13 protein-coding genes are annotated in these 10,320 nt (G+C 73.0%); 7 read left to right on the plus strand and 6 right to left on the minus strand.

Annotation, left to right across the window (positions count from 1 at the left end; translation table 11 throughout):
- The first annotated feature begins 49 nt into the window (after positions 1–49).
- The 6 genes from Cs7R123_RS24340 to Cs7R123_RS24365 all read left to right on the plus strand — a co-directional run bounded on the left by Cs7R123_RS24340 (position 50) and on the right by Cs7R123_RS24365 (position 4,108).
- Positions 50–703 carry a hypothetical protein gene (locus Cs7R123_RS24340; RefSeq protein WP_212830036.1) on the plus strand — a complete coding sequence of 218 codons (654 nt, stop codon included), beginning with the start codon at positions 50–52 and terminating at the stop codon, positions 701–703.
- Between the two features lie 129 nt (positions 704–832).
- On the plus strand, positions 833–1,024 hold the full coding sequence (locus Cs7R123_RS24345) for a hypothetical protein (protein WP_212830037.1): 192 nt from the start codon (positions 833–835) through the stop codon (positions 1,022–1,024).
- Positions 1,025–1,192: 168 nt separating this feature from the next.
- Entirely contained in the window at positions 1,193–1,369 is a 177-nt protein-coding gene (locus Cs7R123_RS24350; RefSeq protein ID WP_212830038.1) for a hypothetical protein, read from the plus strand.
- On the plus strand, positions 1,366–2,628 hold the full coding sequence (locus tag Cs7R123_RS24355; RefSeq protein ID WP_212830039.1) for a ThiF family adenylyltransferase: 1,263 nt from the start codon (positions 1,366–1,368) through the stop codon (positions 2,626–2,628). The genes Cs7R123_RS24350 and Cs7R123_RS24355 overlap by 4 nt, the downstream gene beginning before the upstream one ends.
- 45 nt (positions 2,629–2,673) lie before the next feature.
- Entirely contained in the window at positions 2,674–3,699 is a 1,026-nt protein-coding gene (locus Cs7R123_RS24360) for a Mov34/MPN/PAD-1 family protein (RefSeq protein ID WP_212830040.1), read from the plus strand.
- Positions 3,665–4,108, plus strand: a complete 444-nt coding sequence (locus Cs7R123_RS24365; protein ID WP_212830041.1) for a hypothetical protein — start codon at positions 3,665–3,667, stop codon at positions 4,106–4,108. Before Cs7R123_RS24360 ends, Cs7R123_RS24365 begins: the two co-directional genes overlap by 35 nt.
- 57 nt (positions 4,109–4,165) lie before the next feature.
- Here the strand turns inward: Cs7R123_RS24365 and Cs7R123_RS24370 are convergent, their stop codons facing one another.
- The 6 genes from Cs7R123_RS24370 to Cs7R123_RS24395 form a co-directional block, all read right to left on the minus strand.
- On the minus strand, positions 4,166–4,846 hold the full coding sequence (locus Cs7R123_RS24370; RefSeq protein ID WP_212830042.1) for a protein DA1: 681 nt from the start codon (positions 4,844–4,846) through the stop codon (positions 4,166–4,168).
- Positions 4,843–5,883: a protein phosphatase 2C domain-containing protein gene (locus Cs7R123_RS24375; protein WP_212830043.1), complete on the minus strand. Its 1,041-nt coding sequence runs from the start codon at positions 5,881–5,883 to the stop codon at positions 4,843–4,845. The genes Cs7R123_RS24370 and Cs7R123_RS24375 overlap by 4 nt, the downstream gene beginning before the upstream one ends.
- An 11-nt stretch (positions 5,884–5,894) precedes the next feature.
- On the minus strand, positions 5,895–6,572 hold the full coding sequence (locus tag Cs7R123_RS24380; RefSeq protein ID WP_212830044.1) for a VWA domain-containing protein: 678 nt from the start codon (positions 6,570–6,572) through the stop codon (positions 5,895–5,897).
- Between the two features lie 29 nt (positions 6,573–6,601).
- A complete protein-coding gene (locus Cs7R123_RS24385; RefSeq protein WP_212830045.1) occupies positions 6,602–7,582 on the minus strand; it encodes a hypothetical protein in 981 nt (326 codons plus the stop codon).
- Positions 7,579–7,926 carry a hypothetical protein gene (locus Cs7R123_RS24390; RefSeq protein ID WP_212830046.1) on the minus strand — a complete coding sequence of 116 codons (348 nt, stop codon included), beginning with the start codon at positions 7,924–7,926 and terminating at the stop codon, positions 7,579–7,581. Before Cs7R123_RS24390 ends, Cs7R123_RS24385 begins: the two co-directional genes overlap by 4 nt.
- A gap of 293 nt (positions 7,927–8,219) precedes the next feature.
- A complete protein-coding gene (locus Cs7R123_RS24395) occupies positions 8,220–9,638 on the minus strand; it encodes an MFS transporter (protein ID WP_280517331.1) in 1,419 nt (472 codons plus the stop codon).
- Positions 9,639–9,735: 97 nt separating this feature from the next.
- On the opposite strand from Cs7R123_RS24395, the gene Cs7R123_RS24400 reads away from it, so the two are divergent.
- Positions 9,736–10,311: a helix-turn-helix domain-containing protein gene (locus Cs7R123_RS24400; RefSeq protein ID WP_212830048.1), complete on the plus strand. Its 576-nt coding sequence runs from the start codon at positions 9,736–9,738 to the stop codon at positions 10,309–10,311.
- Positions 10,312–10,320: the final 9 nt, after the last annotated feature.

Here is a 10,320-nt window from a genome sequence, read left to right on the forward strand (position 1 = left end):
CAGCACCCGGGCGTGATCGCCGACCGCCGACGGTGAGAGGCTGTCCGCCGTGGCAGAGCACCAGGGGAACGAGGACAGCCGGAACGACTGGACCGCCGGCCTCGAGCGTGCGAAGAAGCAGTTCCGGGCGTGGGCTTCGGCCCATCCGGGAGAAGGGCCTTGGGACGAGCTGGCGTACTGGGACCCGCTGCCGACCGCCCGGGAGGTGCTGCGGTCGAGGTACGGGCCGCAGACGCGCACCGTGGGCGACGGACGCTGGGAGGACCGCAGCAGACTCAACGTCCCCGGCCCGTTCTATGCCGGCGTCACCGACGACGGCTTGAACGGCCCGTACTACCTGCCTGAACACGTGCTGCTCAGCGACCTGAACCACGAATGCGTCTTCCGCCAGCCCGCCAACCCCCGTGAGGTCGCGGCGCTGATCGAGATCGCTGGCGGCGAACCCGCCGGGGGCTACGCCTGGGACGGCGACCAGCGCTGGACTCCCGAATCGGTCCGGGCATGGTGGGCCGACCGCGGGTTCGTCCGCACCTGGATCGCCGCCGAACTGGCCGACCGGGCCAGCGACAACGAGCCGGACGCCCTGCAAGCCTACGCCGCTTACCTGGACGGCGGGCTGGAGGACTACCTGCGCGGATACCTGTTCTGGTTGCTCGAGCACCGCGAGCCACGGCTCGGTGAACGGCTGCCGGCTGTCGGCTGACGCGAGAGGTCATGGGGAAGTCACACGTGACTTCCCCATGACCTTTTGGGCTGCTCAGAGCCCTTACCAACCCGGTCTCATGGTCCCAGCGCCGGCTCGGCACCCCGCCGGGCAGCGAAGGGAGACATCATGAAGCACCAGTTGCGCAAGATCGCGATCACCGCGGCGCTGGGCCTGGCCATCGCGGGAAGCTACGCCGCCGCGAACACGGCCCGGACGGGCGGCGACCCGGGCCGGATCACCCCGGTCAACTTCTACGACACCTCCCCGGTCCCCCCGGCCGAGTCGTCGCCGACGCCGAGCCCGAGCCCGTCGGCGTGATCCGCACCCGCCGCCGCGGCCGGGCCCCGGCCGCGGCGGCAGCGTGTCCACCTGCGGTTGCAAGGTTCGCTTAAGGATCTTCGGTTCGCCGTGCCGCAGGCTGGCTGCGGACGGTCCCCGGGCTGCGCGATCCGCCGGCCCGCAGCGCTTCAAGGAAGGACAGTGTCCATGACCGACAGCACCAGGCCGGACAAGATCGAACAGAACCTGCGCAACATGACCGAAGGCCGGTCGAGCCAGGAGCTCGTCTTCGACCCGCGTACGGGTCAGCTCCGGGTCACCAGCCAGCCCCACCCCGACGACATCGTCGCCACCGACGCGGCCGCGACGGGATACTTCCGATGAGCACGCCGACACCCCGGATCTACCTGTACCAGGAGCAGGTCAACGACCTGTTCCAGCAGTTCGACGCCGCCGGGCGCGCCGACCTGGCCGCCGACGCCCTCGGCATGCGGCTGGACGGCGACGACGTCTTCCACGTGTACACCGCCAAGCCGCGCACCCACTTCTCCGGCACCCCGTGCCGGGCCACGGTCCGGCTGGCCGACGGCGCCGGCCACCCGCCGACGCAGCCGTCGGAGCAGGTGCCGATCGCCATCGACCTGTCCTTCGTGGACGGCAAGGTCGAGGCGACCGGATCGGTCGTGCTGGCGTCGGGCCCGGTCGAGGCGGCGGTGCACTTCGTGCCGGTCCGGACCGAGATCTACAGCCGCAACCAGGGCCTGCTCGCCACCGACGCCCTGGCGGGCAGGTCGGTGGCGGTCGTCGGGCTGGGCAGCGGCGGCTCGTCGATCGCCCTGGCGCTGGCCCAGGCGGGCGTCGGGCGGATGGTGCTGGCCGACCGGGACCGGATCGAGGTCGCCAACGTCGCCCGGCACGCCTGCGGCATCGGCGACCTCGGGCGGCGCAAGACCGCCGCCGTGGCCGACCTGCTCGTGGGCAAGAACCCCGACATCCAGCTGAGCACCGTCGACGTCGACGTGCTGACCGACACCTCCCGGCTCACCGAGGCGCTGGCGGGCGTCGACCTGATCATCGCGGCGACCGACAGCGACCGCAGCCGGTTCGTGCTCAACCAGGTCGCGCTGGAACTCGACGTGACGACGCTGTTCGGGCGGGTGCTGTCGCGCGCCAGCGGCGGCGAGGTGCTGCGGGTACGGCCGTCGGCCGGGCCCTGCCTGGCCTGCGTCTACACCGAGCGCTTCCTGGCCTCCCGCCCCCGGGAGTACGCCACCATCGAGGACGCCCGCGCCGACGCGCCCGCCTACGTCGACGAGGCGGACCTGGAGGCGACCGTCATGGTCGGCCTGGCCTCCGACATCGCACCGGTGTCGAACATGATGGTCAAGCTGGCCCTGGTGGAGCTGTCGCGGGGCACCCGCGGCGAGCTGACCAGCCTGGACGAGGACCTCGGCGCCGACTTCTACCTGTGGGCCAACCGGCGCGAGGGCGTGTACTCGGGCTGGCCCGTGATGGGCCACGCGTTCAACACCCCGGCGGTGCTGCGCTGGTACGGCGCGCCCGTCCAGCGCCAGGCCGACTGCGCCGTGTGCTCGCTGCCCGGCGCCGGCACCGCCGTCAACCCGATCCTGCTGGCGGGGTGAGCCATGGCCAGGAGAAACTCCTACCGAGGCCAGGAGGAGGAGCCGATGGGCCTCCGTTCCCAGGCGGGCGACACGTTCCGCGTGATGGTCTACGAGTCCGACCTGGACGACATCGCGAACTGGGTGCTCGACTACCCCGAGCGCGAGACGGGCGGCGACCTGTTCGGCTTCTGGACGCACAGCGGCTCCCCGGCCGTACAGCTGACGCTGGGCCCGGGGCCGCGTGCCCGGCACGACCAGGCGGCGTTCTTCCAGGACGTCGACTACCTGGGTGAACGCGGCCGGGCGCTACAGCGCCAGCACGGGCTCCAGCACATCGGCGACTGGCACTCCCACCACCAGATGGGGCTGACCCAGCCCAGCGGCGGCGACGCCGCGACGGTGTACCGGACCCTGGAGGCCAACCGCTTCCGGCGGTTCCTGGTCTGCATCGCCAACATCCGCTCCGGCGACGACCGGACCTACCGGGGCGGGCGGCCGGTGGTGACGCTGCGGGCCTACCTGTTCGAGAACGGCCGCAGGGAGTTCCCCGAGGGCAAGTTCGTGGTGCTGCCCGGGGAGAGCCCGATGGCCGCCTCGGCCCGTACCGAGCGGATCCTGCCCCGGCGGCGGCAGCCGAGCGCGACGTGGCACGTAGACCGGGCCGACCGGGTCGCCGGGCAGGCGGGCGGCGGCGCCAGCCGTGCGGTGCCGACCGGCTGGCACACCAGCTCCTGGGGAACCCAGTTCCTGCGCCGGTTCGACGAGCTGATCCGGCAGGACTTCGCCAGCTGCAAGCTGGTGATGACGTTGGACTCGCGGTTGCAGTACCAGTTCGCCGCCGGGAGCCTGAGCGGGGAGCTGACCTTCCCGACCGACTTCCCGCACGGGGCGGTCCGGTTGTGCGCCGGGGGCGTGGACGTCGAGCTGGACCTGCCGCGGCCCGACGCCGACCGGCTGTTCGAGGCGGCGATGGAGTCGATCACCTCGGGGCAGCGCGAACAGCAGCGGGAGTTGCAGCCCGCGCACTCCGACGACGGCGGCGGGGAGGTGCCCGATGGCCTGGACGGCGGCGCAGGCGCAGCGGCTTAGCTGGGAGATCAACATCGTCGGGAACTACTTCCCGACGATGCGGTGGTACAACGCCCCCGACCCCGCCCGCGCGTACGTCGAGGGGGTGCTGCGCACCAACTCCGGGCGCGACTACTCGCTTCGCGTGTACGTCCCGCCGACGTTCCCGTCGACCTGCCCGGACATGGTGGTGGCCAGCCCCGCCCCGCTGCGCGACCGCAAGGGGCGGAAGATGGACGAGGCCAGCGCCTCCATGCACACGCTGGGCACCCGCGACGGCTGCACCAAGATCTGCCACTACCGCCCGAACCTGTGGGTCCCGCAGAACACCGTCTACCTGGTGCTGCTCAAGGGCCGGATCTGGCTGGAGGCGTACGAGAGCCACCTGCGCTCCGGCCGTGACCTCGACGCCTACCTGCCGCACATGTGACCGGCCGGCCCGGCGCCTCCTGCCGCGCGTGAGCGCGACCGGTGGCGCCGGGCCGGTTCACGGCAGCCGGCCGGTCGCGCGGACCGCCTCCAGCACCCCCGGCACGCCGTGGCGCTGCGCCGCGGTGTACGCCTGGCGGAAGCCTTCGCCGTACACGGCGTCGGCGCGGCGGTGCATGCCGTCGCGCAGCAGCGCGGCCCGCGGATCGGCGCGGCGGCCGAGCCAGCCGTAGGCGACCAGCTCGCACAGGCCCTCGACCAGCGGATCGGGCGCGTCGGGGAAGCCGTGCTGGATGAGCCAGGCGTGCATCACCTCGTGCGCGACCACGGCCCCGAACTCGACCTGCGCCAGGCCGGACAGGATGGTGATGCCGACGACCTCGCCGCCGCGGCTGCGCGTGTAGCCGTGCACCTTGAAACCGGCCCCCTGGAAGTCCCGGTCCAGGTAGGACCCAGGCACGAGGCGGGCGGGCACGGGGGTGCGCAGCACCACGCCCATCTCGGTCAGCACCCGCCTGATCCCGGGCACCTCCCGGTCGACGTCGGCCTGCGTGGTGACCGCCGTGGCCCCGCAGGGGCGGCACAGCCGCTCCGTCACGCAGGGTTCGGCGCAGATCCGGCAGCCGGGCTCGCCGACATGGATGAGGCAGAACGGCCGGGAGAGCAGGCTGACCCGCCAGCTGCGGCCCAGCGGCCGTCCGCAGATCACGCAGGCTCGCCCGGCCGTCCAGACCCTCACCGCTGCTCGGCCCCGGCGCCGCCGGAGGGCTGCGACTCCCCCGGACCGGGTTCCCCGTCGGCCTCGGCCGGGCCGGTGTCCTCGACCGGCCCGGGACGGCCGACGTCCCAGATGCTGTCGTTCCAGCCGGGATCGGCCACGTCGCCACCCAGGTCAGGACCCGGCCCGGCGGCGGGCACCGCGGCCGTCTGCTCCGCCGTCTGCTCCGCCGCCTGCTCCGGCTGCGGCTCCGGCGTCGGACACCACACGACCACCGCCGTGAGGTCGTCGAACGACCCCTGCCGCCGGTATCGCAGCGAGTCGCCCATCGCGTACGGCCCCACCGGGACCGCCCACCGCTCGGCCAGCCAGCCGCGCAACCCGGCCGAGTTGCGCAGGTCCATCGCCACCCCGTCGGTCGCGAGCACCACGACCTGCGGACGGCCCAGCCGCACCAGCTCGACCGCGTCCGGCCGGTGGCCGGGCACGCTCGCGCTGACCGAGTTGACCGCCTCGGTGTCGTCGTAGTCGAACACCTCGCCGAATTCGCCGCCGTGCAGCGTGAACGCGGACGTGTCGCCGACGCGGGCCACCGTCACCCCGTCGTCGGCGAAGATCGCGACGACGACGGTGCAGCGCAGGTCCCGCTCGGCCAGGCCGTACGCGGCCAGGCCCTGCTCGGCGGTGCGGGCGGCGGCCACCTCGATCAGGCGCCGCGGGTCGGTCGTCTGCGGGCCGTGCAGCGCCTGGCGCATCACCGCCTGGCAGAACAGCGCGGCCCCCACCTGCGAGGTGGGGCGGCTGCCCAGCCCGTCGGCGACGGCGACGTGCAGCCGCCCGTCCTCACCGAGCCCGAACGCGTACGCGTCCTGGCGGCAGGACCCGGCGACCAGGTGGCTGCGCCCCACCACGGAGGCACCCGCCACCTGGTACCGGCCCGCCACCAGGCCGTCGAGCGCCACGCTGGGCGTCCGCAGGACCCCGCCTGCCGACACCTGCCCGGACCCGGGCGGCTGCACCCTGCCGATCACGGGCGCGTCGGTGGACAGCTCCAACATCGCGCTGCCCGTCACAGCTCGAAGACGGGCAGCGGCGTGAACCCGTCGCCGGTCTGGATGTGCAGCCCCTCCTGCTTGGTCGGGTCCAGCGCGCTCTGCGAGGTGACCAGGATGCTGCCGACGATGGCGCGGCGGATCTCGTGTACGGCCGAGACCGGGTTCTTGTTCTTCGCCACGAAGGCGAACCGGTTGGCCAGCCGGCCCAGCGCCGTCTCGTCGACGTCGTCGCCGAACCCGAACGTGACGATCTCGGGGGCGTACTTCCAGGCCCGCAGGGCGCGCAGGTCGGCGTCGAAGTCGGGCAGGTTCGGGTCGTGCCCGCCGTCGCTCATGAAGAACACCACCGGGCGGTAGACCGGCGTGCCCTTGGGCAGGCTGGCCAGGCCCTCCTCCAGGGCGTTCTTGATGCCGCGCAGCGCGGCCCCGAAGTCGGTGCCGCCCTCGACGGCCAGCTTCGGGATGTCGACGGCGGCCAGGTCGCTGATGGGCACCAGGGTGCGCCAGTCGTCGGAGAAGGTGCCCATGCCGATCCGGGCGATCTCGCCGACCGTCGGGTCGTCGATGATGAGCTGGCGCAGCGCGGGCAGGCACTCCTCCAGCGCCTCGACCGGGCCGCCCGCCATCGAGTAGCTGACGTCGAAGGCGAGCAGGAAGGGGAAGATGGTGAATCTCTCGGACTGCTGTTCCACGGGTGTTGCCTCTCTGTGTGGGCGATGGGTCAGCCGGCACGCCGCTGGCGCGCCCTGGTTTCGGCGAGTTCCCGCTGGTAGGCATGGATCTTGTCCTGGCGTCCGATGTAGACGTCCAGGTCGCGCAGGGCCTGCGGGTTGAAGATGCGCAGCAGTGCCTGCTGCCAGGCGGCCGGTTCGGGACGCAGGGTGGCGTCCAGCGGATCGTTGAGGGCCGCGTACAGCATGGTCGCCAGATGCGGCGGCAGCTGCGGCGGTATCGCGGCCGGTCGGGGCCAGCGCCCGGCGGAGGTCTTGCGGGTGCTCAGGTCGCCGGGGACCAGCAGCAGCGCCCGGTACACGGCCAGGGCCAGGGCGTACCGGTCGCTGTAGTGGTCGTGCGCCTTGATCATGCGGTCGGACAGGCGCGGATCGATCCACCCCGGGGTGAAGTAGCCCGACGTCGGCGGCGGGTGGCGGTCGGCCAGGCCGTCGCAGTCGATCAGATAGATCACCGGCTGGCCGCCGTCCGGGTGCGCCCACACCAGGTTCTTGGAGCTGATGTCGCCGTGGACGAGCGCGTTGGCGTCCAGCAGCGCGAGCACCTCGGCCAGCCGGAACAGCACCCCGACCCGCGTCGTGGCCGGCGGCGGGTCGGTGCGCACCAGGAACAGGTGGTCGAGGCTGCGCGGCTTGCCCGACGGGAGCTGGAACACCGCCGGGATGCGCGGCAGCACCACCCCCGTGATCACGCCGCCGGAACCGACCGCGACGTCCACCGGCCAATTGATCATCGCGGGGACCGCCGTCGGCGGCCGCGCCGGCGTCCAGGTGGCGGCGGCCTCGCGCCCGAAGGCGACCAGCCGGTTGAGGGTGGCGAGTCTGGGCGCCTTGTCGGGGGCGCGGTAGCGCTTGTAGACCAGGTGCGGCACCGACGTGGCGTGCAGTGACGCCGCACCCCCGCTGGCGAACTCCGCGGCCTGCACGGTGTACGACCCGTGCCGTCCCGCCACGGTGAACGTGCCGCTCATGTCGCGGTGATGCCGTCGAGCCTGATCGCCCCGGGTTCCAGCTGGCCGCCCGCACCGCACGACGGGCACCGGAACGCGCGGTCGCCGCTGTTGCAGCAGGCCAGCCGCTTGCACTGGCCGCACTGCGCGAACGAGTCCGCACCGCAGCCGGGGCAGCCGGAATACCTGTCGCCGATGGTGATGTCGCCGTAGGACAACCCGTCGGCCTGCATCGGCGCGGCGCTGCCGGGCCGCTGGCGCGAGGTCCCGATCAGCACATACGCGCCGTTGACCAGGTCGAACCGGCCGACGCCGGGCTGCCGGGTGCGCGCGCAGGCCAGGGACGCGAACAGCTTCGCCTCCACGTTTCTCCCCAATGTCTGTCGAGTTCCGGGCACGCCGAATCGCCGTGCGACCACCGGTTCCCGGTGCTCCACGAAGGCGGCTGGCGAGGGTTTGTGCTGGCGACGCTACTGTCCTGCCCCGACACCGACAAGGCGTCCCGCCGCCGCTGCAAGGTCTGTGAAAGGTGCTCCCCGCACCCGCCCCCCGCTTTCAAGATCAGCCAAGTTGCCGGGCATTCGGGCAGGTCGACGGCCTGCATCGCCCGATTGCCCGGCAACTCGCCGAGGGTGGGGACCGTGGCCGGTCCGGATGGTCAGCGGGTGGGGGCCGCCGTCGCGGCGACCCGGACGCCGGACGCCGGGCGGGCCGCGGCCTGCGCGACCGCGAACAGGAACACCCCGCAGCCCGCGACCAGCAGCCAGCCCGGCCGGGAGGCTCGGGCCAGCTCGGCCGGAGCCGCTCCGGCCACGAGGCTGCCCGCCAGCGCGATGCCGAACGCCGAACCGAGCTGGCGGGCCGTGGAGGTCACCGCCCCGGCCACACCGGCCCGCTCGGGCGGCAGCCCGTTCACCGCCGTGTTCGTGATGGGTGCGTTGGCGAACCCGAACCCGATCCCGATCAGCAGGTACGCGGCCAGCAGCAGCGGCACGGGAGTGTCGGTGCGCAGGCCGACCAGCAGCAGACCGCCCGCGGTCACGAATCCGGCGGCCAGCAGCAGCGGCGGCCGGGCCCCGAACCGGCCGACGAGCCGTCCCGACAGCGGCGCGCACACGATCACCGCGAGCGCCATCGGCAGGGTGGCGCTGCCCGCGGCCAGCGGCGACCAGCCGCGCGTGTGCTGGAGGTAGAGGGTGTTCAGCAGCAGGCAGGCGCTGAGCGCGACGAACAGGGCGACCGCGCCCAGCACCGCCGTGGTGAACGGCGCCCGCCGGAACAGGGCGAGGTCCATCAGCGGCTCACGGCGGCGGCGCTCCACCGCGGCGAACCCCGCCACGGCCGCCGCGGCGACCAGGTATCCGGCCAGCAGCAGCGGCGACGTCCAGCCCAGGTGCGGGCCCTCGATGAGGACCGCGACGGCGGTCGACACCGCGACGGTGAGCAGCACCTGGCCCGGGAGGTCGAGGCGGCGGATGCGGGGCGAGCGCGACTCCGGCACGAAGACGGCGCTCAGCACCAGCGCCGCCGCGATCACGGGCAGGTTGATCCAGAACACCGCGCGCCAGCCGTACGCGGCGACGAGCGCACCGCCGGTGACCGGGCCCGCGGCCATGCTGAGCCCGAACACCGCCGCCCAGACCCCGATCGCCTGCGCCCGCTCCTTCGGGTCCGGCATGACGTTGACCACGATCGCCAGCGCCACCGGGCTCAGCATCGACGCGCCGATCCCCTGGACGGCGCGGGCCGCGACCAGGACCCCCAGCGACGGTGCGGCGGCGCACACCAGCGACGCCAGCCCGAACACGACCAGCCCGCACTGGAAGACCCGGCGCCGCCCGAACCGGTCGGCCAGCGCCCCCGAGGTGATGAGCAGACTCGCGACGACCACCGTGTACGCGTCGACGATCCACTCCAGCTCCCTGGTCCCCACCCCGAGGCCGTGCCCGACGGCGGGCAGGCCCACGTTGAGGATCGTGGTGTCCAGCCCGACCAGGAACAGGCTCAGGGCGCAGATCGCCAGGACTGTCCACCGCCTGCGGACACTGAGTACGGATTCGACGGCCTGCACTGCCACGGCCACGGCACACCTCCAGGATCGGAAAACGCCACCATCGTCGGCCGGTGTCGCCGCCCCGATCCAGCGATCTTGCGGAAACTGCAAAAATGCGGTCATGGAACCAGGGCTGGCGCAGATCCTCGACGGTATCGGGCCACGGCTGCGCGCCCTGCGGCGCGACCGCGGACTCACCCTGGAAGCCCTGGCCGCCGAAACAGGGATCTCCGTCAGCATCCTGTCCCGCCTCGAATCGGGCAAGCGGCGCCCGACGCTGGAACTGCTGATCCCCCTCGCCCAGGCGCACCGGGTCGCCCTGGACCAGCTCGTGGCCGCCCCGGCCACCGGCGACCCGCGCGTGCACCTGCGCCCGCACCGCCAGCGGCACGGCAGCATGCTGATCCCGCTCACCCAGTACCCGGGGCGGGTCCAGGTGTTCAAGCAGGTGCTCGCACCCCGGGAGCCGAAACTGGTCACCCATGCCGGCTACGAGTGGCTGTACGTCCTGGCGGGCAGCCTGCGGCTGATCATCGGTGAGCGGGACGTCGTGCTCAAGCCCGGCGAGGTCGCCGAGTTCGACACCACCGAACCGCACTGGTTCGGGCCCGCCGGGACCGAGGCCGTCGAGATCCTGCACCTGTTCGGCCCGCACGGCGACCAGGCGGTGGTCCGTACCGGGCAGCACCAGCCCTGACGCCGCAGA

Origin of the sequence: Catellatospora sp. TT07R-123 (assembly GCF_018327705.1) — a bacterium.
Classification (GTDB): domain Bacteria; phylum Actinomycetota; class Actinomycetes; order Mycobacteriales; family Micromonosporaceae; genus Catellatospora.

Coding starts and splice junctions, on each gene's coding strand:
- Cs7R123_RS24345 (WP_212830037.1), top strand. CDS start 833: ATGAAGCACCAGTTGCGCAAGATCGCGATCACCGCGGCGCTGGGCCTG.
- Cs7R123_RS24350 (WP_212830038.1), top strand. CDS start 1,193: ATGACCGACAGCACCAGGCCGGACAAGATCGAACAGAACCTGCGCAAC.
- Cs7R123_RS24355 (WP_212830039.1), top strand. CDS start 1,366: ATGAGCACGCCGACACCCCGGATCTACCTGTACCAGGAGCAGGTCAAC.
- Cs7R123_RS24360 (WP_212830040.1), top strand. CDS start 2,674: ATGGGCCTCCGTTCCCAGGCGGGCGACACGTTCCGCGTGATGGTCTAC.
- Cs7R123_RS24365 (WP_212830041.1), top strand. CDS start 3,665: ATGGCCTGGACGGCGGCGCAGGCGCAGCGGCTTAGCTGGGAGATCAAC.
- Cs7R123_RS24375 (WP_212830043.1), bottom strand. CDS start 5,883: ATGTTGGAGCTGTCCACCGACGCGCCCGTGATCGGCAGGGTGCAGCCG.
- Cs7R123_RS24385 (WP_212830045.1), bottom strand. CDS start 7,582: ATGAGCGGCACGTTCACCGTGGCGGGACGGCACGGGTCGTACACCGTG.
- Cs7R123_RS24400 (WP_212830048.1), top strand. CDS start 9,736: ATGGAACCAGGGCTGGCGCAGATCCTCGACGGTATCGGGCCACGGCTG.